Here is a 25,484-nt window from a genome sequence, read left to right as displayed (position 1 = left end):
TCGAGTATTATAAAATGATAGAGGCGCATTAATTTTTTTTGTTCGGATTTATTGAAATTTATATATTAAGATTACGCGTTATTAAAAATTGATTGTCGAGAGGAGTATTATTTTTTATGAAGTATCGTGCAGTCGCGGCAGGTATTTTAGCCGCAAGTTTATTATCGTCTCCAGTAAGTAGTTTCGCAGCAGCAAAGAAGTTTTCGGATGTTCCTACATGGGCGCAAGAATCAGTTGAATATTTAGTAGGAAAAAAAGCGCTTGATGGAAAGCCAGATGGAACGTTTTCTCCATCTGAAGCAGTAGATAGAGGATCAGCTGCAAAAATCATAGCAGTCGTTCTTGGTTTACCGATTGATCCAAAAGCAAAACCATCTTTTAAAGACGCACAGAGCCATTGGGCAGCACCGTACATTGCTGCAGTGGAAAAAGCAGGTGTAATTAATGGAGATGGTACTGGTAAATTTAATCCATTCAATAAAATGAACCGTGCATCTATGGCATCTATGTTAGTACAAGCGTACTCATTAGATAAGAAAATTATTGGAGAACTTCCAACACAGTTTAAAGATTTGGAACCTCATTGGGGTAAGAAACAAGCTAATATTTTAGTAGCCTTAGAGATTTCTAATGGTACGGGAAATGGCTGGAATCCTGAAGGAACTGTAACTCGTGCAGAAGCAGCTCAGTTCATTGCGATGGCTGATAAAAATAAAACAAATACATCAAAAAGAATGTATATGAACAGAAACTTTATTACATATCATCAACCATCATTATCATCTGGTATTACTGACGTTCAGCATAAGCCACAAATGGTTGAAGTGAAAGAGCAAAGAGCAGACGGCTGGTTGAAAATTGTAACAAGTAAAGGTGAGAAGTGGACACCTCTACAAGAAAAAACAGAAACAATTAACCAAGACTTTACTGCATATGAAACAGCTTCACATAGTTCTCAAGTGCTAGGTACATATAATGCACAAACAGTAACGATTATGGAGGAGAGTGGCAGCTGGATTCGTATTCGCGTAGGCGCTGGATTCCAGTGGGTTGATAAAAATCAATTAAACCCAGTAAAACAAGAGAACTTCTTAGAAAGTAAAGCGATTATTATTGATCCAGGTCATGGTGGAATTGACTCAGGTAATCCTGGTTATTATGAGAAAGAAAGTGAAACTGTATTAGATGTATCATTACGATTACAGAAAATATTTGAGCAAAGAGCACCATTTACTGTGATGTTCACTCGTACAGATAATACACGTCCAGGAGTAGACTCAACAGATTCATTGAAAAAGCGAGTAGAGTTTGCACAGGAACATAATGGAGATATTTTTGTAAGTATCCATGCTAATGGCTCTCAATATAAAAATGGACAAGGTACAGAAACATTATATTATCAGTCAGCAAGAGCAAAAGTAACAAATCCGCATGTAGAAGACAGTAAGTTATTAGCACAAAAAATTCAAGACCGTCTTGTAGCAGCACTTGGAACAAAAGATCGTGGTATAAAACATCAAGACTTATACGTAACTAGAGAAAATACAATGCCAGCTGTATTAACAGAATTAGCATTTGTAGATAATAAAAGTGATGCAGATAAAATTGCTACACCAAAACAGAGACAAGCTGCAGCAGAAGCGATTTATCAAGGTATTTTAGATTATTACGAAGCAAAGGGTAAGAAAGTATCTTCTTTCCGTTAATAAATAAAAAGAGATTGCCAATAGGCAGTCTCTTTTATTTATTAACGTTTCTCTTTATTTCCGGCATGTGATATCATTTAATTTTATATGAAAAAGTATTGTAATTATAACGATATAGAGGATGATAATAGATTGAATAATCATAGTAAAACACCTGCATGTATATATACGTATGCATTTCGTGAGGAGGAGCGTGCTTTATGTTATTTGGAAATGCGCTCGTTCTTTGGAATGGAGTCTCACGTTAATATTTTGAAAAGTGATGTCAAAATTGACCCGAGTAGAAGTGCATTTATTAAAGAGCGCGTTGAGGTTATGTATGAAGGAGACGACTTAGAAAGTATTTTAAAACAAGTAGAACAAATTGATTTGGCGGGGGCGTCATTTAAAGTTATCTTCGTTAAAATTAATGACCTCGTTGGAGAGAATAAAATTGAATATGGAGAAAGACGTCTTATTGAACGAGATCTTGGCATGCATATTGAAGGAGAAGCGGATGTTCGTAATCCAGAGCGTGTATTTGGGATTGTTCCTCTTGGAGGACGCTGGTACTTCGGGCACTATGTAGAAAGTGAGCCAGTTTGGTATCATCACATAAAAAAACCGCATAGTTATTCGACATCTCTTAGCACACGTGTTGCGAGATCAGTTGCAAACATCGCTGTACCAAATCCAGATGGAGTACGAGCAATTGACCCGTGCTGCGGTATTGGAACAGTAGTAGTAGAAGCACTTTCTATGGGAATTAACATCGTTGGTAGAGATATAAATCCACTTGTAGTTCTTGGAACGAGAAAAAACATCGCACATTTCGGATTTGAAGGGACAGTAACAATAGGTCCAATTGAGGAAATTACTGAGAACTACGACGTTGCAATTATCGATATGCCGTACGACTTATTTACGCATGCAACACCAGAAGACCAGTTCTCCATTCTTTCAAGTGCGCGCCGCATCGCTAAAAAGGTAGTCGTTGTCACGATGGAAACAATGGACGACATGATTCATGAAGCAGGATTTGAAATTACAGATCGCTGTATTACAAGAAAAGGATCATTTACTAGACAAATTCTTGTTTGTGAATAAGAAAGGAAGGTCACCCGTTTGGGTGACCTTTTTTGTTTGATATTAATGTGTGATTGGTTGGTAGTGTAGATAGATGAATTAGGGGGATTTGTCGGTAAGTCGATATCCTATGTCGAATCGTCGATAAATTTAAAAAATCGTTGATATATTCCGAGAATCGCCGATATCTCTACATTAGTATATTACTGTTCTTTTAATTTCTCTTGTTGTACAAGTAATAAATTGCGTAAAACGTGTCCGCGGTAACTTTCTAGTTTTCGTCCTTCGTGATAGCGTACGCCTAATTTTTTTAGTTCGGCTACGTACCAGCCTTTTGTTCCATAATACATGGGATCACTTCCTTTTTGCTTTTGAACAGTATATGTGGCGGGGGGAGAGAATTTTCTTTTTTATTCAGCATTAGGGCAACAAAATTGAAAAAACATGTAAGGGGAATATGATATTACTTCTATTTCTAGGTTATTAAAATAGGCTTTATAGTAAGAATTTCTAAAAATATAAAGGGGGAATATGCTTTGTTTCCAGGTACTTTATATGAAACACATGTTAAAACAAGAAATTTAGAAGTAGCAAAAGAGTTTTATACGAAACTTGGATTATTTCATGCTCGCACAATTGAAGAAAGACGTGTAGCATTCTTTTGGTTTGATAAAGATAATAAGAAGGAACAAATGCTGGGCATTTGGGAGGTATCAGAAGAAGCATTTCATACAAGTCACTTTGCATTCAAGGTTAACTATGAAGAAATCATTCATGCAAGAGAATGGCTTCTTAATAAAGGAATAAACCCAAGGTCCGCTTTCGGTCTTGAACCGTCTGAGCCTATGGTTCAGACGTGGACACCTACTGCGAATCTTTACTTTTATGATCCGGACGGTAATTCTTTAGAATTTCTATGTTTACTTCCTGAAAAGAAAAACGTAAAACAAGATGTCATGCATTTAAGTGAGTGGGAAAAATTGCCGAGTGAAATATAAAGTGAAACTTTAATCAGTGGGGGTTTTGTTCATCCCCCACTGATTATTAGTTGAACCAATCGGGCTTTTACGGGCAGTTGATCCCCCACCTAACTTCTTTGCTTTCGCTGAATTTTGAGGTGGGGGTCTTACTGCCCGTTAAATGCGGGATAAATTTGATTTTGGCTCCAATCCCGCGAAATAATTTAAGAAGGAACCATAACTTTGCTCAAGTAGTGACGTTATGGCTTTTTTGTTTTGTGCGGGCTAAGAATCACTCACTGTCTACTGTATAAAAAAATAGACAGTAGTGTATGCTTTTTTACACAATGTATACAAATTTATACCCTATGCGTTGGCATGATATTTGCAATAAAAAGAGTATCAACATATAGGGGAGAGATAGAAATGAAGGTTAGTAAAGTGTACACGACAATTGATGCTCACGTAGCTGGGGAACCGCTTCGAATTATTACAGGCGGTGTGCCAGAAATAAAAGGAGAAACGCAGCTAGAAAGACGCGCGTACTGTATGGAGCATTTGGATCATCTTCGAGAGGTTCTTATGTATGAACCGAGAGGACATCACGGTATGTACGGTTGTATCATTACTCCACCTGCAAGTGCTCACGCTGATTTTGGTGTATTATTTATGCACAATGAAGGCTGGAGTACGATGTGTGGTCATGGCATTATTGCTGTTATTACAGTCGGAATTGAAACTGGTATGTTTGAAGTGACAGGTGAGAAACAAAAGTTCATTATTGATAGCCCTGCCGGGGAAGTGATTGCGTATGCAACATATAACGGGAGCGAAGTAGAGTCTGTATCATTTGAAAACGTTCCTTCATTTGTATATAAGAAAGATGTTCCTATTAAAATAGATAACTATGAATTTCAAGTAGATATCGCGTTTGGCGGAGCCTTTTATGCGGTAGTAGATAGTAAAGAATTTGGTTTGAAAGTCGATTTCAAAGACTTAGCTGCTATTCAAGCGTGGGGCAGTAAAATTAAGCACTACATCGAGAGCAAAATGGAAGTAAAACATCCACTTGAAGAAGGGTTAAAAGGAATATACGGCGTTATTTTCTCAGATGGACCGAAAGGGGAAGGCGCAACTTTACGAAATGTAACAATCTTCGCTGATGGGCAAGTAGACCGTTCTCCTTGCGGCACAGGAACTTCCGCAAGAATCGCAACTCTTTTTGAAAAAGATGCTTTACAAAAGGGAGAAATTTTCATCCACGAATGCATTACTGACGGGAAATTCGAGGGGGAAGTATTGTCGGTAACCACAGTAGATACATATGAAGCTGTCATTCCGAAAGTAACGGGGAATGCATTTATTACAGGATTTCATCAGTTTGTTGTAGACCCGAGAGATGATTTGAATCGGGGATTTTTGTTAGGATAAGAGGAGGAGGTGGAAAGATATGCTAGTCATAAGCGCGAACGAACAACGAAACTTAGTAAATATGAACGAAGTCATTGAATACGCGGCGCTTGCTTTAAAAGAATTTTCCGCAGAAAGGACGATCACACCAATTCGCGGCTCATTACCATTTGCGAACGAGAAAAATACGGCATTAATTATGCCTTCAGTAGCGGAAGGACTTGAGGCACTTGGTTTAAAAGTAGTAACAGTAGTCCCCGAGAACAAAAAGATAGGAAAGAAAACAATAAACGGGATTGTGATGCTATCAGACTTTCAAACGGGAGAACCGCTCGCGCTTTTAGAAGGATCCTACTTAACAATGATTCGAACAGGCGCCCTATCTGGAGTAGCGACAAAACATTTAGCTCAACATAACGCAAAAACGTTATCCATTATTGGGACAGGAGAACAGGCGAAGGGAATTGCTGAAGCTGTATTTGCGGTAAGAGATATCGACAAAGTCATTTTATACAATCGAACAGAAGAAAAAGCGTATGCATTTGCGCAATATATACAAGAGAGATTCAATAAACCTGCATATGTTCACATAAATGCAAATGAAGCAATAAGCGAAGCAGACATCATCGTCACAACTACGAACGCCTCCACACCAGTCTTCTCAGAAAAACTACAAAAAGGCGTCCACGTAAACGCCGTCGGCTCATTTAGACCGAACATGCAAGAACTACCATCCCACGCCATCGCGGGCGCAAACAAAGTAGTAGTCGAATCAAAAGAAGCAGCATTAGAAGAAACGGGGGACCTTCAAGTTCCGATACAGGAAGGTTTATTTGAAGCAAACAACATCCACGCTGAACTCGGCCAAATCATAAGCGGGGAAAAAGCCGGCCGCGAAAACGATGAAGAGATTACCGTTTTCAAATCGGTTGGTTTGGCGGTAGTGGATATTATTGTTGCGAAGTATTTGTATGAGAAAGCGGTGGAGCGTGGAGTGGGGAATAGGATTGAGTTTTGAGGGAGACTGCCTTTTGGTGGTCTTTTATTTTGGGGATAAGTTCCTTTATTTGGCGACTTATATATTTTTGTACATGAAAGTGTGTTGAGATTGTGGTGTTCTTTTTGTTTATGATGCGTGTATGCATTTCAAATGTGATGTGTAAGGATTGCAGATAACGGATATTGTACTGTGAATGGCAGCTGGGGTACTAAATATTGGACACAACTTAGTGAGAAGTATAGGGAGTAGTGTTATTGATGTAAGAGGTAATATAAATATAAGGGATGCTAAGCAAGCTCTATTTATGGATAGAAATATGTTTAATGTATTAGCAACAGGTGTTTTTGAGTGTTGTTTTAATGTGTTTTATGCTTTTTTATGTGAATATGAAAAATTTACAGGGTACCAGTCTCCGAAGTTTGAGGTTGCTTCTGCAGCTTCTATTTTAGAGAACACTAAGAAATATATTTTAGAAAAGGTTAGTCCCTCACTCCACTCCAGCTAAAAACCTCACACCCGAAAACAAAGGGGAACTCAATTGTTCAAACTCATATAAAGTTTCAATATTGTCTAAGCATCCCTTAAAATATACAATTGATCATCTATTTTTCTTTACATAATCTCCAGATACAGTCCATATCAACTATAGATTCTTGTCTTATGCTAAATGTAATCAAAAAGCAAGTAGATAAAGATAATGACTAAAACATTAACTCTAGATACTTTTTTGATGAATATTACAAATAAACAGGAGGTAATGAAAAATGATTAAAACATTATTAGCAGGAGCACTTTTAAGTACAGGATTGGTAGCGGGAGGTGCAGTAGGTGCAGATGATGCGAAAATGGACAATTTAAAGTCAAATGAAGATAGTTCAAATCAAGTAATTACACAAAGTGCAGATGGAACAACGTCTTTCTCACAAAACTTTGATTTGCCTAAAGATGCAGTGCCAGCAACTCCTAAAGGAGACGCAAAAACTGTTGAAAGAACAGAAGGTACAGGTTCTCAAGAAGGAAAAATGGTACCAACAAAAGAAGGTACAGATTCTCAATCTGGATTTGAAATGGGAGCCCCTGAAAAACTAGAACATGCAAAAACTGTTGAAAGAACAGAGGGTACAGACTCTCAAGAAGGAAAAATGGTACCAGCAAAAGAAGGAAATTAAATAATATATAGTTATAACGAAGAGCATCCAAAAAGTGGTGCTCTTTTTATATTATAGGAATTAACTAGTTCTACTGAATATAGAACAGTAGGAGGAATTGAGACTAGAACACGGGGCCTATCTCTTCAAATCATGGTGTGTAGGGCAATAGTTTTGGTGGTAACGTTACAATACAAACATTTTATTAGAGATTTTCTAAATTTACATACACTCTAGATAGACTACATATCAACTTCAGATACTTGTTTTATGATACAAGTAATCAAACAAAAGGAGGGCAATACAAAATGATTACAACAGTATTAACAGGGCACTCTTTTATGTACAGGAGAGTATTAGCAGGTGGAGCAAATGTTGAAGATGTACAGACAGATAAGCATATTCCATATGAACAAAATGAATTGTAGCAAATTCTAGAAAAGTACGATTTAAAGAAGTTTGAGTTATAAAAAGAAAATAGATAAATATAGTGAAATAGATAAATTAACAAGAGAAAAGTACTTTGTGTATATCACAGGTGATTTTTATTTTCATTTGGATATAGGACTTGAATCAAACTTTTATACTAAAATATATACGGCAAAAAGGAGGGAGTATATTGCACAAAATTATTTATGGAATATTAATTTTAATGTATACTTTGTATTCATTTTTTGTAAGTGACGGAAGTGAAGTAAGGTTTATTATGCTGTTAACTATAGTACTTATCTTTTCTGTGGTTTTAGAAAAAGGAAATGCAAACAAAACGACTGATTAAAGGTCTTTTTGTTTGCATTTTTTAGTTGGCTATTAAAGTCCAGATGTTTTAGGGATAGCACCAAATCGCCATCAAGCTTAAAGAATGATTTATCCCCAAACAATAAAAATGAGCTTTTTATTACAAGTTAGCACCAAATTTCGTTTTTGGGACACTATTAAATTTTTAGTTGATGAAAACACCCGCCTAAAATAGAAAACTTTTAACATATTATCATTTATTCCGTAGCTTTTAAGGTATTTAACACGACTTTGGTTGCGTCTGCAATAAGTTTATCATCGTATTTAGCATCTTCTTTATCATGATTAGAAAGTATAGCAAGAACAATTGGCTTTTTATTTGGTGGCCAAATAATTGCGATATCATTTCTTATTCCGTAAGATCCCGCGCCTGTTTTATCAGCTACTTCCCATCCTTTTGGTACGCCCGCACGAATCAATTTATCTCCAGTTGTATTTCTCTTCATCCAATCTACTAATAGTTCACGTTTTTCTGTTGGAAGTGCAGTCCCTAATGTAAATGATTGAAGCGTCTTAGCTATTGCTTCTGGTGTACTGGTATCATGTGTTTCTCCTGGATGCACTTCATTTAATTCAGGTTCAAATCGTTCTGAAGTAGTAACAGTATCTCCCATTTCTCTCAAGATTTTTTCAAATTCAGAGGGACCTCCTAACTGTTTAAGAATCAAATTATGTGCTGTGCTGTCACTATATCGAACAGAAGCATCTGCAAGTTCTTTTAACGTCATTCCTGTATCAACATGCTTTTCAGTAATTGGATTATAATTAGAAAGATCTTCATGAGTATACGTAATCCTTTGATCGAGAGCTTCTAATGAGTTCTTGCGTAAAAGAGCGCCCACAGCTAATGATTTAGATGTAGATGCAAACGCAAAATGATCATCTGAATGATAAGCAATAGTTTGATTCGTACCTGTGTCCAGTGCATAAATACCAAGCTTAGCATCATATTCTTTTTCAAGTTTAGCGAAAGATTGGTTACCTGTATTTTCTTGTTTAATTTGATTAGCTTGATTCGTTTGTTTAGGTGGTTCAGATTGAGTGTTACTATTGGAACATCCTATAAGTGATACACATGAAAGTAATACTACAGGCACAATCTTTTTGTAATGTAAAATGTTAAAGAACTTGTTTAAAACGAACATAAATTTTCAACCTCTTTCAAGAATATATGGATTTTGTCTAGGTATTCTAAATACTAATGCAATTAAAGATGGCATTGGGTAACAATACTACTGCAGCTAAAATTTCACAGGTTAAACGACATCCAAAACGTTTATCCCGCATTAACGGGCAGTAAGACCCCCGCTGATTAAAGTTTCACTTTATATGATTGATAAGTCACAGTTTGCGTTATTTCTTTTTTGTTTCCACTTGTAATACTTAACTGTAGTATTACAATACATGTTTTTTACTTTTGGGAATAATAAGTCCTTTCATTTTTTTGTAATACATAAAAATAGATGTCAAACGGGATATGTTGTATCCAATCTGGACAACTCATATTAGAAATACACTTATTAGACACTCTAAGTAATAAATTTGTTCCACTTTAAGATGAGGAAGAATTTGGGTTTTGTAAAATAACAATGGAACTACGTGTTTTTTCGTCATACAAAAACCTCTACATATAAGTAGAGGTTTTTGAATTTCATATTAATGAATAATGCTTTTTCAGATAAACGAAGATTATAGAATACATCATTTTAACTAGATTTATTATTAACTAATTTATCCCCACCACCAAGCTCCGCCTCAATTTGTGAAGTCTTCGATGACTCAGCCATACGCCAATACGTAATAAAGCTGATCGCAATACATCCAGCTACGTAGAAGTAGAATAGTGATTCCATCCCGATACTTTTTAGCCATAAAGCGATGAACTCAGCTGTTCCGCCAAATATCGCAACAGTTAGTGCATACGGTAAACCTACGCCAAGTGCACGAATTTCGGTTGGGAAGAGTTCTGCTTTTACAATTGCGTTAATGGAAGTGTAACCAGTAACGATAATGAGGCCGACCATCATAAGTAAAAATGCTACGATTGGTTCTGTCGTTTTTTCCAGGAAGAAAAAGATTGGTGCTGTTAGTAATGTTCCGAGAATACCGAATGCCATTAATAGTGGGCGACGTCCAATTTTATCGGATAGTAGCCCCGCAATTGGTTGAAGTACGACGAAAATAAGCAGTGCGACAAAGTTAATCCAGCTTACAACTTCTTTCGGAAGACCGACTGTGTTTACCATGAACTTTTGTAAATATGTTGTGTACGTGTAGAAAGCGACAGTGCCTCCTAATGTTAGACCTACTACTGTTAATACTGCTTTCGGGTGTTTCATAAGCGCGCGAACGGTTCCTGCGCTTTCGCGTTTTTGTGATTTTATGTTTGCAAACTGTTCTGATTCATCCATCGTGCGGCGAAGCCATAATACAGCTACTGCGCCCATCGCTCCAATAATGAATGGAATGCGCCAGCCCCAAGCTTTCATATCTGGTTCGCTTAGTAATTGCTGAAGAACAATTTGAACGCCTAACGCAACCATTTGCCCGGCAACGAGCGTTACATATTGGAAGCTTGAATAAAAGCCACGGCGACCACTACTAGCCATTTCAGATAAATATGTTGCGGAAGTTCCGTACTCTCCGCCAAGCGATAATCCTTGCAGTAAACGGGCAAGAACTAAAATAATTGGTGCCATGATCCCGATGCTTTCGTAACTAGGTGTACAGGCGATAATTAAAGAACCACCGGCCATAACTGTAATCGAAAGCGTTAATGCTGCTCGGCGTCCGTGCCGATCCGCATAGCGTCCCATTAATAAACTTCCGATAGGGCGCATTAAAAATCCAACTGCGAAAATAGCTGCTGTGTTCAGTAACTGACTCGTTGGATCGCCTTTAGGAAAGAACTCTGCTGAAAAGTAAACAGCGAAAGCAGAGTAAACGTACCAATCATACCATTCAATTAAATTGCCGACTGAACCTTTGAAAATATTGCCGGCGACTCGATTAGATTTTGCTTGAGCCATAATCATTCCTCCTCTTGCTTAGTAATAAAAGGTATATATGAAAGCGTGTTCATTGTAGTTGAATTGTACTGTCTATAGAGTAAAATCTCAATATTATGACAATTTTATTCTTTTTGTACTTTATGTACATGGAGAGTTTTAATAGTTGCTTCATTATTAGTTTTGTCATAATAATAGAAAGGAGATTGATAGTTTTGAATATTTTATCAAAGGATATGAAGTATGAAGAAATCACGCAAAGTGTCATTACAAACGAAAATAGTAAGCTTAATTATCGCGTTAATTTTATTTGTTGTTCTCCTATTAGCGGGAATATTTGTTTACATTCAGTCCGTTGATACGAAGCGACAAGTGGAACAGTTAGCACTGCAAACAGCGAAGTCGCTTTCTTTTATGCCAGCTATAAAAGATGCTTTTCAAAATAATGAGCATAAAAGTACGATTCAATCCATTGCGGAACAAGTTCGTGAGCAAGCTGGCGCAGATTATGTCATTATAGAAGATCGCTTTGGGGTGATGTATTCCCATTCTAATTCGGAGTTAATTGGCACAAAGAGTAATAATTCATATAACTATGAAGCACTCACTTTTGGTGGCTATTATACCCTTGAAGGAAATGGTGAAAGTGGTCCTGCTTTAATGGCGAAGGCGCCCATTATTGTTCATAACGGAGACTACGATCAAGTTGTAGGTGTTGTGACAGTAGAGTTTTTAATAAAAGGTATTGAATCTAACATACTGAGCAGAACGAAAGAAATTATACTCTTTTCCTTAGCGGTATTATTAGCTGGAATTGTTGGCGGCATTCTTTTAGCACGTAGCATTCGGAAAGATACACTCGGTTTGGAACCGAATGAAATCGCAGCGCTATACCGGGAACGAAGCGCAATACTACTATCTATAAAAGAAGGAATTATCGCTATCGATCAAAACGGTTTTATTACGATGATGAATACGTCGGCAGAAGAAATGCTACATGTAAATGATGATTATATGCAGCAGCACATTTCAAAAGTTTTACCAGAATTTAATATGGAAAGAGTGTTAGAAAGCGATCAAGAAATCGCGTTTCAAGATAAAGTGTTTATTTTAAATAGGACACCGATACTTGAAAATAACAGTACGGTAGGAGTTGTATGTAGTTTTAGAGATAAAACAGAACTGCAAAACCTTGTGAACACGATATCTGAGGTAAGAAAGTATTCCGAGGACTTACGTGCTCAAACACATGAATTTACAAATAAGCTGTTCGTCTTATCAGGATTACTTCAGTTAGGACATTACAAAGAAGCGATTGAATTTATTCAGCAAGAATCTAATATTCATCAAAGCCAAAACCATATTTTATTCCATCAAATTCATGATGCGAAAGTACAAGCTATTTTATTAGGGAAAATCGGAACAGCGTCTGAGAAGAAAATTGATTTTCATATTGAAGGAGAGAGTGCGCTTCATCCGTTACCAGACCATATAAAAGTTTCACACCTTATTACGATCCTTGGAAACATAATCGACAATGCGTTTGATGCGGTGAGTACACAAGAGGAGAAGAATGTTTCTTTCTTTGTTACGGATATTGGACACGATATTGTGTTTGAAGTGATAGATAGCGGGATAGGAATACCGGCAGAAAAAATAACGACCATTTTTCAAAAAGGATTTTCAACGAAAGGAACTGATCGCGGTTACGGACTAGCAAACGTGAAAGAAATGGTAGATCTACTAGAGGGAACAATTGAAATTCAAAACGAGAAAAATGGGGGAGCTATTTTTACAATTTACCTTCCGAAAACATTGAGAGAAAGTACATGACAAACAGGGGGATGGGCATATGTTGAAGGTTGCAATTGCAGAAGATGATTTCCGCGTCGCGCAAATTCAGGAAGAGTTTTTATCAAAAATAAAGGACGTAAAAGTGATTGGAAAAGCATTGAATGCGAAAGAAACGATGGAACTACTACAAAGGGAAGAAATCGATTTACTTCTATTAGATAATTACTTACCAGACGGAATCGGAACAGACTTATTGCCGAAAATTCATGCAGACTTTCCAAACGTTGACGTCATTATGGTTACTGCGGCAAATGAAAATCATATGTTAGAAAAAGCAATTCGAAACGGCGTAAGTAACTATCTTATAAAACCAGTCACGTTAGAAAAATTTGTTCGCACCATTGAAGACTATAAAAGAAAGAAGCAACTATTACATAGTAACAATGAAGTAAATCAAGCACTCATCGATAACTTCTTCGGCAATTCGCAAACACAAGACATAAAAAACTTACCGACAGGTGTGGATCCGTTAACACTGCAAAAGGTAAAAGGAATAATAAAAGGGTTTGAAGAGGGCATTACAATAGAAGAAATGGGAGAACAAATGGGTGCCTCCCGAACAACCGCAAGAAGATATTTAGAATACTTAGTAGCAACAAACGAATGCACAGTAGAATACACATACGGCATTATCGGACGACCAGAACGAAAGTACCGAATAGGACGAGGGCTATGAAAAAACGATTATTACTATGTATATGGATTATGACAGGAGTAATAGCTGGTTGTTCCTTGGAAAAAACTCAAACGAATACAGTAAACATAGACAAAGTAGAAATCGTAGCGCCGAACGTTCAAGGGGCCGGATGGGACTTAACAGCACGAGCGATGCAAAAAACGCTAACAGAAGAAAAAATCTTCACAAAACCAATCACAGTCACAAACAAAGTCGGTGGCAGCGGTGACGTCGGATGGAAATATACGAAACAAAAAGGCGGTCACGTACTGGCGATTAACTCAAGCTTACTCATAACGAACAACCTACTAGGTCACAGTAAATTAACATATAAAGACTTCACACCGCTCGCAACACTCGCATCGGACTGGGAAGTCGTTGTCGTATCAAGGGAATCAAACATAGAAAACGCAAAACAACTCATGGAACAACTAAAACAAGACAAGAAAAACTTCAAAATAGGTGTTGCCCCAGGCCTAGGAAACGACGATCACCTATCATTCGTACAAGTAAGCAAAGCATTCGGCATAAACCCTGCCGAACTACAATTCTTCGTCTACGAAAACAAAGAAAAAATCATAAACGCCCTAACGAACAAACAAATCAGCGCCGCAACCATGACCCTATCCGAAGCCGAAAAACAATACAAAGCCGGCAAAATAAAAATACTAGCCGTATCCGCACCCAAACGCCTAGACCGCCTACCAGAAATCCCAACATGGAAAGAACAAGGCATCAACGTCATCTTCCAGCACTGGAAAGGAATTATGGGACCAAAAGATATGACGGAGGAAGAGGTTGCTTATTGGGATGGTGTTATTAAGAAGATGGTGGAGAGTGATAGTTGGAAGGGGATTTTGAGGGAGCGGGGGTGGGAGAGTTTTTATAAGGGGAGTGTGGAGATTAGGGGGTTTTTGGAGGAATGTCATTTTAGGTATGAGGAAATGGTGAAAAAAGAGGCTTAAGAGGGAAGTATTCAATCAGGCTTTATTTTTGTAGTTACTTCTATATAATATAAAAGAGATGAGAGTGTTAGGCTAATTGTATTAAAAGGGCTAGATAGGGATAGATAAAATCTAGCTTACTGATTAAAAATATATTAGTCGTTAAAAGATATAAAAGGCATTTTTCAGTCTATAAAGTGTGGAAACATAAAGTATAGAGTTTCTGTGAGATTTAAGGAGGACATAATGAAGAAAAATATTTATGTTGTTGGAGCAGTAATTGTTCAAGATGAGAAAATTTTATGTGCACAAAGAGGACCATCTAAATCGCTACCTCTTATGTGGGAATTTCCAGGTGGGAAAATAGAAGAGGGAGAAACACCTCAAGAGGCGTTAAAGCGTGAAATTGATGAAGAAATGCATTGTAGCGTGCAGATTGGTGAGCAAATAGATTATACAGACTATGAGTATGATTTTGGTATTGTTCATTTGAAAACTTTCTATTGTAAACTTGTTGAAGGAAGTCCGGTTCTAACTGAGCACGTAGCAATTAAATGGTTATATCCGAATGAACTAGCAGCTTTAGATTGGGCACCTGCGGATATCCCAACTATTGAGAAGTTATCAAAAGAATCTATTGTAAAGTAATTTGATAAAAAACTATCCGTTTTAGGCGGATAGTTTTTTATATTGTAATAAATTTGCACTTTAAATCAGTGAGTAATACAATTAATATAAAAATTTGTCATAAATGGTGATCATATGGAGAATTTTATTCAAAAATTAGAGGGGTCTTTATATAAAGGGTTTATTGATCAAAAACATAGTCATCCCGGAATATATAAGCCTAAATTATTAGTAAACAATACGAAAAAAAATGAAAATGTTTTAAGTTCATTGTTAGAGGAGCTAGAAAATAGTACATCCTTTATTTTTTCAGTGGCTTTTATTACGGAAAGTGGACTGGCGACTTTAAAATCGCATTTCCTTGATCTTAAACAAAGAGGGGTTAAAGGACGTATATTAACATCTACATTCTTAAATTTTAATACACCAAAAGTGTTTAGAGAATTAATGAAACTTGAAAATGTAGAAGTAAGATTAACAAACTTATCTGGTTTTCATTCAAAGGGGTACATATTTGATAATAAAACACATTGTTCATTAATTGTCGGTAGTTCGAATCTGACTGCACATGCTTTGAAGGTAAACTATGAATGGAACGTCAAGTTAACATCGCATGAAGATGGAGAGATTGTTCAACATTTTAAAAATCAATTTGAAGAAGTCTGGGAGCATTCTCAAGTATTAACTGAAGAGTTAATTGCAAATTACGAAACAATATATGAACAAGTTGCAGAAAATAAGTTGCTAGATCGAGTTATAGAATTACCTGGTCAATATCATAATGCAATTGAAGAAGCGTTGAAAATTACGCCAAATAAAATGCAACAAGCTGCATTAAAAGAAATACAAGCTATTCGAGAAGCTGGAGAAGCAAAAGGCTTAGTTATTTCCGCAACAGGAACGGGGAAAACATATCTTTCAGCATTTGATGTTAGAAATTTTGCACCTAAACGGATGCTATTTATTGTTCACCGAGAGCAAATATTAAATAAAGCAAAATCAGATTTTCAAAAGGTGCTTGGCGGAGCCGATGAAGACTTTGGAGTTTTATCAGGATCAAATAAGCAAATAAATGCTAAATATTTATTCGCGACAATCCAGACTATTTCAAAGGAAGAAAATTTACAACAATTTGATCCTGGGCTATTTGATTATATTTTAATAGATGAAGTTCATAAAGCTGGTGCTAGTTCTTATCATAGGGTTATTGATTATTTTAAACCGAAATTTTTAATGGGAATGACTGCTACACCTGAGCGTACAGACAATTTTAATATTTATGAGCTATTTGATTACAATATTGCTTATGAAATTCGTTTGCAAGAAGCACTTGAAGAAGATATGCTTTGTCCTTTCCATTATTTTGGAGTAACTGATTTTGAATATAATGGTGAAAAGATAGATGACACTACAGTTTTATCTAAACTTGTTACGGAAGAGCGAGTAGATCATATAGTTGAAAAAGTAAAATATTATGGTTTTTCTGGTGAGAAAGTAACAGGATTAATGTTTTGCAGCCGAAAAGATGAGGCAGAACAATTATCATATGCCTTAAATAGTAGAGGTTTTCGCACATTTGCATTAACCGGCGATCATTCCCAAGAGGAAAGAGAACTGCGGGTAAATCAATTAGAAAATGGCATACTGGATTATATTTTAACAGTAGATATTTTTAATGAAGGAATCGATATTCCAAGTGTTAACCAAGTTGTCATGTTAAGACAAACTCAATCAAGTATTATCTTTATACAGCAGCTGGGGCGTGGACTTCGAAAACACGATTCGAAAGATTTTGTTACGATCATTGATTTTATTGGAAACTATAAAAACAACTATTTAATTCCAATTGCTCTTTCAGGAGATAGATCACAAAATAAAGATAATATACGTCGATATACAAATGACACGAGTTATATTAAAGGTATTTCAACAGTTAACTTTGAAGAAATAGCAAAAAAGCAGATCTTTAAAGCAATTAATAATAGTAATTTAACAGCAATGAAAGTATTGAAGGAAGCTTTTGCTGAGTTGAAAAATAGAATAGGAAGAACTCCATATCTATATGACTTTATAGTAAACCATTCTATTGATCCAGTTGTACTTGTAGAAGGATATTCGAACTATTATCAATTCCTATTGAAAATGAAAGAAGATGTCCCTACATTAACAGAGTACGAAAATAAAGTTTTAACAATGCTTTCATTGGAAGTACTAAATGGAAAACGTAAAAACGAAATCGTTTTGTTAGACTTATTATTAAAGCAAGAAAAAGTTGATAAGGATGAGTATATAAAACAACTTGAAGAATCTAATTGCTTAACAGATGATGCTACGATTACTTCTGTGCAGCGGGTTTTTGAGTTATCGTTTTTCACACAGAATAACCAGAAAAAATATGGTGAAAAGCCAATTCTCGCATTACAAGAAGATAATACGTACATGTTTAATGATCTAATCCGAGAAAGCTTAGAACAGAATGAATACTTTAAGTACATGGTAATGGACATCATTAAAAGTGCGAAAGACAAGAACAAAAATTATGAGTGTGATAGTAACCTTACTATATATAAAAAATACTCAAGAAAAGATGCATGTAAACTTTTAAATTGGCACATTGATGAGACTTCAACTATGTATGGCTATAAAACCAAATACGCTACTTGCCCAATATTTGTCACATATCATAAAAACGATGAGGTAGAATCGAGTGTGAACTATGGTGATGAATTCCTTAATCAAGATGTTCTTAAATGGTATACTAGAAGTAATAGAACGTTAAAGTCAAAGGAAGTTCAAACAATTATTGATGCTAAAGAAAATAATATTGACGTCCATATTTTTGTGAAAAAAGATGATGACGAGGGAAGCGACTTTTACTATTTAGGAAAAGCGAGACCCGATAAAACAAGTGTAGAACAAACTGAAATGCAAGATAAAAATGGAAAAGAACTGCCGGTTGTTACGATGAATATGATTATGGAGAAATCGGTGGATAATAAGCTCTATGATTATTTAAAGGATAGTAATGTTTTGTAGGTAGATTAAAAGTTCAATAATATTATTACTTTAAAATAATAAAAAGAAGTTTAAGTTTTTAAAGTAATATCTATATGCAAGATAAGGCCGTATCAAACTAACATTAGAGTATGTTTTTGATATGGCCTTATTTATTGAATTATAATATATTGTTTAAATAGTTATTGTATGCAAATAGAAAGAAAAGTACTAAATCTTGTATAATATAATCAAAAAGTTACAATATTAGCCATGGAGGAATTCAAATGCCAACCTACAACAAATTAGTAAGAGATCGCATACCAGAAATTATCGAGAATAATGGAAAAACATTCACAACTAGAATACTAGATGAAAAAGAATATATAGAAGAAGTGAGTAAGAAAACACAAGAGGAGTTAGCTGAGTATTTAGAGGCTGAAAGTAAAGAACATAAAGTAGAAGAATTAGCTGATTTATTAGAGCTAGTGAATGCATTAGCGCAATATGAAGGTGTAACGTTAGAGGCTGTTGAGCAAGTACGTAAACAGAAGGCTGAAAAACGTGGTGGTTTTCAGGAGAGGATTTTTTTAGTTGAGGTACATGATGACTAATGTACAGCTCGTTACGAATAATTTGATCTATAAGCTAGAGCGCTATATGGATGATGCAAAATCAATATATATTTTAACTTCATTTGTTATGAAATCGGGGGTAGATGTCTTAGCCCCTCTTTTGCGGAAAGCAGCCGAAAAGAATGTAGATATTAAGGTTTGTACAGGAGATTATTTGTATATTACGCAACCAGATGCTTTAGAGAAATTGTATGAAATTCATCCTGATATTGAGATTCGACTGTGGAGGAGTGCTGGGAAATCATTTCATCCGAAGGCTTATTTATTTGAGTGTGAGAGCGACGGAGTTATGATTGTTGGTTCTTCTAATATGTCTCGTTCCGCGTTAACAAGTGGCGTGGAATGGAGCTTGCTTGTGAAAGAGAGTGTTGGAGAGGAAGCTTTTTCGGAGGCGATTGATCAATTTTTACATATTCATATGAATGAAGCAACTCAGCCTATCAATATAGAAACAATTAAACAATATCGTAAAGAGTATGAAGAATTTCATACAACTCATTCGAGTCTAGTCCGAACTTGGACAAAGCAAGAAGAGATTGAAATGATGATTCCCTCGGGACAAAAGGATTATACTGCGAGCTCAGGAGTAGAAATTGAATTAGAGGAATCAGCTGTATATGAAATAAAGATCACACCACGCTTTGCACAATTACCTGCATTGGAACAATTAGAGAATGTACTGGAAGAAGGATACAACAAAGCGATGGTTGTTATGGCAACAGGACTTGGCAAGACTTATTTAGCTGCTTTTTTTGCAAAACGTTTTAAGCGAGTTTTATTTATTGCGCATTTAGAAGAAATATTAAATCAAGCAGAAAAATCTTTTCTGCGTGTAATCGATAATAAGACTACGGGGATTTACAATGGGAAGAAAAAGGAAGGCGAGAAGGATGTTGTTTTTGCATCTATTCAAACGTTGAGTAGAAAGCGTCACTTAGAAAACTTCTCACCTAATGATTTTGACCTTATTATTGTAGACGAGTTCCACCATGCTGCAGCTAACAGTTATCAAAGGGTACTAGATTATTTTGATCCTAATTTCTTATTGGGAATAACAGCAACGCCAGATCGAAATGATTTTCGTGATATTTATTCGATTTGTGATGGGAACGTTGCGTATCGAATTGATTTTATGGAAGCGATTCAGCGTGGATGGTTATCTCCGTTTCACTATTATGGAGTACATGATGATACGGATTACTCACAAATACGTTGGATAGGCAATAAGTATGACCGTGAGGAACTTACACAAATTCAGTTAAGAGAGGAACTCGCCTTAAATATTTTAGAAGCTTGGAAGAAATATAAGAAAACTAGAACAATTGTCTTTTGCTCTAGTATTAGGCAAGCAGTTTTTTTGTCTACATATTTTAATGAGAACGGTTATAGTACAATTTCACTTCATTCGGAAACAAAACATATTTCGAGAGAACATGCGATTAATCAGCTGGATAATAATGAACTAGATGCTATTTTCACAGTAGATTTATTTAACGAAGGTGTTGATATTCCATCTGTCGATACACTTTTATTTGTTCGCCCAACAGAATCGTTAACAATTTTTACGCAACAAATTGGTCGTGGTTTACGATTGCATGAGCATAAGGAGTATTGTGTTGTAATTGATTTAATTGCAAATTATAGAAATGCAGATATAAAAATGCAAATGCTTCGAGTTGATGATGGAAAGACGAAAAGAAATGGTACACAAAAGATATTGCCAGCTGGATGTACAGTAGAGTTTGAATTAGAAGCAAAGCAGTTATTAGATGAATTACTGAAAAAGAAAATGCCGAGAAAAGAAAAATTACAGCAGGGTTATCAAACTGTAAAAATAGATCTTGGGCGTCGACCTACATATTTAGAATTACATAAGCTTGGTACAGAAGAAAGTAAAGAGTATCGCCAAGAGTTTAAATCATATGTTGGCTTTTTAGCATGGAATGATGAATTAACAGAACTGGAAAAAACAGTGTTTTTACATTGTGAAGCGTGGTTGCAAGAAGTTGAAACAACAGGAATGGCAAAAAGTTATAAAATGCTACTACTGTTAGCGATGTTACAACGCGGAAAAGAGGAATGGTACCATCCTATCTCACCAGAAGAAGTTGCACCATTCTTCCATCAGTTTTTAATGGAAAAAGAATACCGCAAGAGAATCGATTTTAGTGACAAGCAAGCAAAACGTATGTGGGAGTATGATGAAGAAAAAATTAGTAAATTAATTGCTACAATGCCAATGACAAAATGGAGTGGTAGCTCGAAAGGTTTACTATCATTTGATGAAAACTTCTTTTCTCTAAATATGGATGTTAGAAAAGAAGATGAAGAAATTTTATTTAAATGGACGAAGGAGATATGTGAATATCGTCTTCATACATATTTTGGAAGAAGGACAGCGGCGCTGAAATAAGTGTTGCTGTTTTTAAATTAAAATTCCCCTTGCACCTCCCCCAACGTCACCCCCTAACCTAAAGAAGACAAATCAAAAAAGGGGGATCAAACCGCTCATGAAAACCACCAAAAAAGAAAAAAGAAACACCATCATCATGCTACTACTCTCAGCCGCAATAGGAATCTTTTCGCCACTACTCATGTACATCACACTGGCACGTAAAACTGAAGTGTACAAATATCATTGCCGAAAGGCGTTCAATTTTCATTTGTTAATCTTTCTTCTATTTAATACTAGTTCGCGTATTAGTGATGTTTTGTTTTGGGGTGTATTTGCCTTTGAGGTTGTTCAAGTGACCATTATTGCGTGGAAGGTAATACGCGACGAGCCATATCGTTATTTCATTCGAATTCCGTTATTTAAAGAAGATAAGTATGCATTGGAAGGAGAATAGGTGATGAAACAAGAAGTGGAGATAAAGGAGAAGCAATTTTTCGTTATGATTGCAGTATTGTTTATTGCGATTTATATTGTTTTACGAAAAAGAAAGTATGAGTACCTTTATGATGGTATTAGTGAGTATGAAAATCGTTATAGGGGGAATGTTCCTTTTGTATTGCTTGTTGTAGGTTTATTTCAATATTGTCGGCAGAATGAGATGAGTTTTTCTCATATGCTTCAGTATGTGAAAGAGAAGTTAGCGGAGTAGGTGATGGTATGGCGTGGATGATTAGTGAGTTTGCAAGTGTTGGGGATGTTACGGTGCGGACGCTTCGTTATTATGACAAGATTACTTTATTAAAGCCGAGCGATTATACTGAGGGTGGGCATCGGTTATATACGAAAGATGATTTGTATGTGCTGCAACAAATTCAATCGTTTAAGCATCTCGGTTTTTCGCTTGGGGAAATTCAAAATATTATATTGCAGCGTGATATAGAGACGGAAGAATTTTTAAGACAAATGCATTTTCAAAGGGAATTGCTTTTGGCAGAGCAAGAAAGAATTGCGAAGGTGCTTTCGCATATGGATGGGATGACGAAGAGGTTTCAAAAGGAAGAACGAGTGGATGTCGCTTTGTTTTCTTCTTTTCTGCAAACTTTTATATGGGAGAAAGAAAATAAGGAATGGTTAGTGGAGCATTTTTCAAAAGAGAGTGTTCAACCGTTTTATAATAATGAGGAACTAAAAGAAAAATTCGATCGGCGCTTTATGGATGTGATAGGGAAGTTGAAAAAGTATAAAGTAGAAGAGAAGGATCCGAGTCATCATGACGTTCAAGTTACCTTAAAGGAATTTTTCAATGTAATAGAAGAGATAACGAATTATCTTGATACACCTCAAAGCGATATAGAGGATATAATCCAAAAATCAAACCTCCCATTATCCGAATTCCCAACCCTTTTCACAACCGAAGAAGAAAACTATATAAAAGAAGCAATGAAGCAGTTTAACACCTAGTTAAACTGCTTTTCCATTATAATAGAAGAAAAACCTAACGGAGGGAAATCCCATGCCAACCTACAACAAACTAATCCGAAACAAAATCCCACAAATAATAAAAGCTAACGGAAAAACACCCACAACAAGAACCCTACCCGAAGACGAATAGATAAAAGAAATCTGCAAAAAAACACAAGAAGAACTAACAGAATACATCGAAGCGAAAACAAAAACCGATAAACTCGAAGAACTATCCGACCTACTAGAACTAATAAACGCCCTAGCCGAATACGAAGGCACAACACTAGAAGAAATCAACAACATCCGTAAAAAGAAAGCAGAAGAACGAGGCGGCTTCTCGGATCGTGTATTTCTAATCGAAGTAACCGATAACAAGCCCCTCCTAAGCCCCTTACAAGCCCCTACCAAGTAATAAATCACTAAGAAAAAACATAACAAAATAAAAACACCAACAAACACCGTAGTAGGAGTCGAAAAATTTTTTGAAATAACAAGCCAAAACCCCAGCCCTCCTTCCTATATATAGTACAAAGAGGAAATTTTCATTTTTGAATTAGGACGGGAGGAATTGGGATGGCGGTGTATCGTACTGTGCAGGTGAATTTTTGGCAGGATGATTTTGTTTTGGATTTGACGCCGGAGGAGCGGTATTTTTATGTGTATTTGCTGACTTGTTCGAAGACGACGCAGTGTGGGATTTTTCCTTTTCCGAAGCGGTTAGCTGAGATGGAGACGGGTTATAATCGGGAGACTGTTGATAAGCTTGTGCAGCGCTTTATTGATTATGGGAAGATTCTTTATGATGCGGATACTCGTGAGTTATTCGTTTTAAATTGGCTGCGTTATAATCCGGTGACGAATACGAATGTGGAGAAGTGTGTGCTTCGTGAGCTTAAGGGTGTGAAGAATAAGGAGTTTGTACATATGTTTCTTCAGAAGTGTGTAGAGGAGGAGCTGAATGTTCCGATGCTTTTAGCACATTTCGGTATGCCGAGTGATTTGGCTGTGGATGATGTTGAGCCAGTTTGTGAGGAGACAGAGGCGGAAGAAGAGGTTATAGAGGAAGAAACGGGAAGGCGCGTATTTTCTTTTTATGAGGAGCATTTCGGTAGTTTGTCTCCGCATACTGTGGAGGAACTGAGTGCGTGGATGGAAGATTTGTCAGAGGAGCTTGTGCTGAAGGCTCTTCAAATTGCGTTTGAGAATAATAAGCGGACGGTTGCTTATGTAAAGGGGATTTTGAGAGGCTGGCACGGGAAAGGATTTACGAAAGTTTCTGAGGTTGAGGCGGATACGGCGAGCTTTAGGAAGAAGGAGTCGTCTGTTAGTACGGGGGAGACGGAGGAGTTTTTGGCGAGGTGTGAGGAATGGGAGAAGAATGCGCCGTCAGAGGAAGAGTTGCAGCGCTTTTTAGCGGAGCGCGGGTGGCGGCCATGAGTATTCAAAATGTGGAGGCGGAAAAGACGGTATTAGGTTCTCTACTAATTGATGGAGAGCTTATTAAGGAGTGCGGTTTGACGGAGCAGTATTTTTCGCTGTCGGTGCATAAGTCTATATTTCAGTTAATGCGGAAAATGGAAGAAGAGGGGCAACCGATTGATCTTGTGACGTTCATTTCTAGGGTAGATCCGAAGTTTTTAGAGGGGATCGGGGGAATGGAGTATTTTATAGGGTTAATGGATGGTGTGCCTACAACTGCGAACTTCTCGTATTATGAGGGGCTTGTTCGAGGTGCCTGGAAAATGTATCAGGCGGGTGTTCTCGGGCACAAGATGGGAGAGCGTCTTATTACGGAGAAGAATGAAAAAATTATTGGTGAGACGATTACGGCACTTTGTGAGTTAGAGGAAAAGGACTGTGTATGTGAGTTTGATTTGAAGGATGCGTTAGTTGATTTATATGAAGAGCTTCATCAAGGTGAGAAAGAGATTACTGGTATTGAGACTGGTTATACATCGCTAAATAAAATGACGTGCGGATTGCAGGAGGGGGATTTTGTCGTTCTTGGTGCACGCCCTTCTATGGGGAAAACTGCGTTTGCGCTAAATGTTGGACTGCATGCGGCGAAGTCTGGAGCGGCGGTAGGATTGTTTTCCTTAGAGATGAGTAGTAAGCAATTGTTGAAAAGGATGGCGTCTTGCGTAGGTGAAGTGTCGGGAGGTAGGCTAAAAAATCCAAAGCATCGTTTTGCATTAGAGGACTGGGAAAAGGTGAGTAAGGCGTTTGCGGAGATCGGAGAATTACCATTTGAGATTTACGATAACGCAGGCATTTCGGTACAAGATATTTGGATGCAAACTCGTAAGTTAAAGAGGAAGCATGGAGATAAAAAGCTTTTAGTCATTGTAGATTACTTGCAGCTTATTACGGGGGATCCGAAGCATAAGGGCAATCGATTTCAAGAGATTAGTGAGATTTCTCGTAAGCTTAAGGTATTGGCGCGTGAATTAAATGTTTGTGTAGTAGCGTTGTCGCAGTTGTCTCGTTCGGTAGAAGCACGTCAAGATAAGCGCCCTCTTTTATCTGATTTAAGAGAGACAGGACAAATTGAGCAAGATGCGGATGTCATTATGCTTATGTATCGTGAAGATTATTACGATAAGGAAACGATGCAGAAAGAGATGACGGAGATTCATGTGGCAAAGCATCGGAATGGGCCTGTTGGTAGTTTTAAATTGAGATTCTTGAAGGAGTTTGGGCGGTTTGAGGAGGGGAAATAGTGAAAAGACTTGAGTATCACTTTGCAAATAAAATAAAGCATAAGTTTTTCATTTCATTAACTTATGCTTTATTCTTTGATT

At 36.7% G+C, this 25,484-nt stretch carries 22 protein-coding genes and 2 pseudogenes; 21 read left to right on the top strand and 3 right to left on the bottom strand.

The window, feature by feature from the left end; all coding sequences use genetic code 11:
• Positions 1-116 precede the first annotated feature (116 nt).
• Both AC1DMU_RS17965 and AC1DMU_RS17960 read left to right on the top strand, forming a co-directional pair.
• On the top strand, positions 117-1,706 hold the full coding sequence (locus tag AC1DMU_RS17965; protein WP_088062147.1) for an N-acetylmuramoyl-L-alanine amidase: 1,590 nt from the start codon (positions 117-119) through the stop codon (positions 1,704-1,706).
• A gap of 132 nt (positions 1,707-1,838) precedes the next feature.
• Positions 1,839-2,792, top strand: a complete 954-nt coding sequence (locus AC1DMU_RS17960; protein ID WP_088062149.1) for a TRM11 family SAM-dependent methyltransferase — start codon at positions 1,839-1,841, stop codon at positions 2,790-2,792.
• Between the two features lie 182 nt (positions 2,793-2,974).
• Here AC1DMU_RS17960 and AC1DMU_RS17955 read toward each other — a convergent pair.
• Positions 2,975-3,175, bottom strand: a pseudogene (locus tag AC1DMU_RS17955) (YflJ family protein); the annotation flags it as partial.
• Between the two features lie 132 nt (positions 3,176-3,307).
• Here AC1DMU_RS17955 and AC1DMU_RS17950 point away from each other — a divergent pair.
• From AC1DMU_RS17950 to AC1DMU_RS17925, 6 genes are all read left to right on the top strand, one after another.
• A complete protein-coding gene (locus AC1DMU_RS17950; RefSeq protein ID WP_088062151.1) occupies positions 3,308-3,769 on the top strand; it encodes a VOC family protein in 462 nt (153 codons plus the stop codon).
• Between the two features lie 387 nt (positions 3,770-4,156).
• On the top strand, positions 4,157-5,161 hold the full coding sequence (locus tag AC1DMU_RS17945; protein ID WP_088062153.1) for a proline racemase family protein: 1,005 nt from the start codon (positions 4,157-4,159) through the stop codon (positions 5,159-5,161).
• Between the two features lie 19 nt (positions 5,162-5,180).
• Positions 5,181-6,158 carry an ornithine cyclodeaminase family protein gene (locus tag AC1DMU_RS17940; protein ID WP_088062155.1) on the top strand — a complete coding sequence of 326 codons (978 nt, stop codon included), beginning with the start codon at positions 5,181-5,183 and terminating at the stop codon, positions 6,156-6,158.
• A gap of 175 nt (positions 6,159-6,333) precedes the next feature.
• A complete protein-coding gene (locus tag AC1DMU_RS17935) occupies positions 6,334-6,645 on the top strand; it encodes a hypothetical protein (protein WP_088062157.1) in 312 nt (103 codons plus the stop codon).
• A gap of 259 nt (positions 6,646-6,904) precedes the next feature.
• Complete coding sequence (locus AC1DMU_RS17930) at positions 6,905-7,309, top strand: alpha-ketoglutarate permease (RefSeq protein WP_088062159.1); 405 nt, start codon at positions 6,905-6,907, stop codon at positions 7,307-7,309.
• 598 nt (positions 7,310-7,907) lie between these two features.
• Complete coding sequence (locus AC1DMU_RS17925; RefSeq protein ID WP_002159080.1) at positions 7,908-8,066, top strand: hypothetical protein; 159 nt, start codon at positions 7,908-7,910, stop codon at positions 8,064-8,066.
• A 217-nt stretch (positions 8,067-8,283) separates the two neighbouring features.
• On the opposite strand, the gene blaIII is transcribed toward AC1DMU_RS17925, so the two are convergent.
• Together blaIII and AC1DMU_RS17915 are read right to left on the bottom strand one after the other, a co-directional pair.
• A complete protein-coding gene (blaIII, locus tag AC1DMU_RS17920) occupies positions 8,284-9,231 on the bottom strand; it encodes a class A beta-lactamase BlaIII (RefSeq protein ID WP_088062161.1) in 948 nt (315 codons plus the stop codon).
• 561 nt (positions 9,232-9,792) lie between these two features.
• Complete coding sequence (locus tag AC1DMU_RS17915) at positions 9,793-11,115, bottom strand: MFS transporter (RefSeq protein WP_088062163.1); 1,323 nt, start codon at positions 11,113-11,115, stop codon at positions 9,793-9,795.
• 222 nt (positions 11,116-11,337) lie between these two features.
• Between AC1DMU_RS17915 and AC1DMU_RS17910 the strand changes: the two genes are divergently transcribed.
• From AC1DMU_RS17910 to dnaB, 13 genes and pseudogenes are all read left to right on the top strand, one after another.
• Complete coding sequence (locus AC1DMU_RS17910; RefSeq protein ID WP_088062165.1) at positions 11,338-12,927, top strand: ATP-binding protein; 1,590 nt, start codon at positions 11,338-11,340, stop codon at positions 12,925-12,927.
• Between the two features lie 19 nt (positions 12,928-12,946).
• The gene (locus AC1DMU_RS17905; RefSeq protein WP_088062167.1) at positions 12,947-13,624 is read left to right on the top strand and encodes a response regulator; all 678 of its coding nucleotides are present in this window, start codon (positions 12,947-12,949) and stop codon (positions 13,622-13,624) included.
• Complete coding sequence (locus AC1DMU_RS17900) at positions 13,621-14,589, top strand: tripartite tricarboxylate transporter substrate binding protein (RefSeq protein WP_088062169.1); 969 nt, start codon at positions 13,621-13,623, stop codon at positions 14,587-14,589. The genes AC1DMU_RS17905 and AC1DMU_RS17900 overlap by 4 nt, the downstream gene beginning before the upstream one ends.
• A 225-nt stretch (positions 14,590-14,814) precedes the next feature.
• A complete protein-coding gene (locus AC1DMU_RS17895; protein ID WP_088062171.1) occupies positions 14,815-15,216 on the top strand; it encodes a (deoxy)nucleoside triphosphate pyrophosphohydrolase in 402 nt (133 codons plus the stop codon).
• Positions 15,217-15,330: 114 nt separating this feature from the next.
• Complete coding sequence (locus AC1DMU_RS17890) at positions 15,331-18,231, top strand: DEAD/DEAH box helicase (protein ID WP_088062173.1); 2,901 nt, start codon at positions 15,331-15,333, stop codon at positions 18,229-18,231.
• A gap of 245 nt (positions 18,232-18,476) precedes the next feature.
• Positions 18,477-18,803, top strand: a complete 327-nt coding sequence (locus AC1DMU_RS17885; RefSeq protein ID WP_001143692.1) for a nucleoside triphosphate pyrophosphohydrolase — start codon at positions 18,477-18,479, stop codon at positions 18,801-18,803.
• The gene (locus AC1DMU_RS17880) at positions 18,796-21,237 is read left to right on the top strand and encodes a DEAD/DEAH box helicase family protein (RefSeq protein ID WP_088062175.1); all 2,442 of its coding nucleotides are present in this window, start codon (positions 18,796-18,798) and stop codon (positions 21,235-21,237) included. Before AC1DMU_RS17885 ends, AC1DMU_RS17880 begins: the two co-directional genes overlap by 8 nt.
• A 97-nt stretch (positions 21,238-21,334) precedes the next feature.
• Positions 21,335-21,673 carry a magnetosome magnetite crystal formation protein family gene (locus AC1DMU_RS17875; protein WP_088062177.1) on the top strand — a complete coding sequence of 113 codons (339 nt, stop codon included), beginning with the start codon at positions 21,335-21,337 and terminating at the stop codon, positions 21,671-21,673.
• A gap of 3 nt (positions 21,674-21,676) precedes the next feature.
• On the top strand, positions 21,677-21,928 hold the full coding sequence (locus tag AC1DMU_RS17870; RefSeq protein WP_142291683.1) for a hypothetical protein: 252 nt from the start codon (positions 21,677-21,679) through the stop codon (positions 21,926-21,928).
• Between the two features lie 8 nt (positions 21,929-21,936).
• On the top strand, positions 21,937-22,680 hold the full coding sequence (locus AC1DMU_RS17865; protein WP_088062181.1) for a MerR family transcriptional regulator: 744 nt from the start codon (positions 21,937-21,939) through the stop codon (positions 22,678-22,680).
• A gap of 52 nt (positions 22,681-22,732) precedes the next feature.
• Positions 22,733-23,095, top strand: a pseudogene (locus tag AC1DMU_RS17860) (nucleoside triphosphate pyrophosphohydrolase).
• 161 nt (positions 23,096-23,256) lie between these two features.
• Positions 23,257-24,120 carry a DnaD domain-containing protein gene (locus AC1DMU_RS17855; protein ID WP_088062183.1) on the top strand — a complete coding sequence of 288 codons (864 nt, stop codon included), beginning with the start codon at positions 23,257-23,259 and terminating at the stop codon, positions 24,118-24,120.
• The gene (gene dnaB / locus AC1DMU_RS17850; protein ID WP_098134046.1) at positions 24,117-25,403 is read left to right on the top strand and encodes a replicative DNA helicase; all 1,287 of its coding nucleotides are present in this window, start codon (positions 24,117-24,119) and stop codon (positions 25,401-25,403) included. The genes AC1DMU_RS17855 and dnaB overlap by 4 nt, the downstream gene beginning before the upstream one ends.
• Positions 25,404-25,484: the final 81 nt, after the last annotated feature.

It is taken from the genome of Bacillus sp. 01N45 (assembly GCF_056399205.1).
Note: the sequence above shows the minus strand (reverse complement) of the source record. Positions and strands in the feature narration are given on the sequence as shown.

What these genes read in the sequence shown, in the direction of transcription:
- AC1DMU_RS17905 (WP_088062167.1), top strand. Translation starts at nt 12,947, where the DNA reads ATGTTGAAGGTTGCAATTGCAGAAGATGATTTCCGCGTCGCGCAAATT.
- AC1DMU_RS17855 (WP_088062183.1), top strand. Translation starts at nt 23,257, where the DNA reads ATGGCGGTGTATCGTACTGTGCAGGTGAATTTTTGGCAGGATGATTTT.
- AC1DMU_RS17915 (WP_088062163.1), bottom strand. Translation starts at nt 11,115, where the DNA reads ATGGCTCAAGCAAAATCTAATCGAGTCGCCGGCAATATTTTCAAAGGT.
- AC1DMU_RS17890 (WP_088062173.1), top strand. Translation starts at nt 15,331, where the DNA reads ATGGAGAATTTTATTCAAAAATTAGAGGGGTCTTTATATAAAGGGTTT.
- AC1DMU_RS17880 (WP_088062175.1), top strand. Translation starts at nt 18,796, where the DNA reads ATGACTAATGTACAGCTCGTTACGAATAATTTGATCTATAAGCTAGAG.
- AC1DMU_RS17965 (WP_088062147.1), top strand. Translation starts at nt 117, where the DNA reads ATGAAGTATCGTGCAGTCGCGGCAGGTATTTTAGCCGCAAGTTTATTA.
- AC1DMU_RS17895 (WP_088062171.1), top strand. Translation starts at nt 14,815, where the DNA reads ATGAAGAAAAATATTTATGTTGTTGGAGCAGTAATTGTTCAAGATGAG.
- AC1DMU_RS17935 (WP_088062157.1), top strand. Translation starts at nt 6,334, where the DNA reads ATGGCAGCTGGGGTACTAAATATTGGACACAACTTAGTGAGAAGTATA.
- AC1DMU_RS17945 (WP_088062153.1), top strand. Translation starts at nt 4,157, where the DNA reads ATGAAGGTTAGTAAAGTGTACACGACAATTGATGCTCACGTAGCTGGG.
- AC1DMU_RS17930 (WP_088062159.1), top strand. Translation starts at nt 6,905, where the DNA reads ATGATTAAAACATTATTAGCAGGAGCACTTTTAAGTACAGGATTGGTA.
- AC1DMU_RS17875 (WP_088062177.1), top strand. Translation starts at nt 21,335, where the DNA reads ATGAAAACCACCAAAAAAGAAAAAAGAAACACCATCATCATGCTACTA.
- dnaB (WP_098134046.1), top strand. Translation starts at nt 24,117, where the DNA reads ATGAGTATTCAAAATGTGGAGGCGGAAAAGACGGTATTAGGTTCTCTA.
- AC1DMU_RS17870 (WP_142291683.1), top strand. Translation starts at nt 21,677, where the DNA reads ATGAAACAAGAAGTGGAGATAAAGGAGAAGCAATTTTTCGTTATGATT.
- AC1DMU_RS17910 (WP_088062165.1), top strand. Translation starts at nt 11,338, where the DNA reads ATGAAGAAATCACGCAAAGTGTCATTACAAACGAAAATAGTAAGCTTA.
- AC1DMU_RS17865 (WP_088062181.1), top strand. Translation starts at nt 21,937, where the DNA reads ATGGCGTGGATGATTAGTGAGTTTGCAAGTGTTGGGGATGTTACGGTG.
- AC1DMU_RS17940 (WP_088062155.1), top strand. Translation starts at nt 5,181, where the DNA reads ATGCTAGTCATAAGCGCGAACGAACAACGAAACTTAGTAAATATGAAC.
- AC1DMU_RS17900 (WP_088062169.1), top strand. Translation starts at nt 13,621, where the DNA reads ATGAAAAAACGATTATTACTATGTATATGGATTATGACAGGAGTAATA.
- AC1DMU_RS17885 (WP_001143692.1), top strand. Translation starts at nt 18,477, where the DNA reads ATGCCAACCTACAACAAATTAGTAAGAGATCGCATACCAGAAATTATC.
- blaIII (WP_088062161.1), bottom strand. Translation starts at nt 9,231, where the DNA reads ATGTTCGTTTTAAACAAGTTCTTTAACATTTTACATTACAAAAAGATT.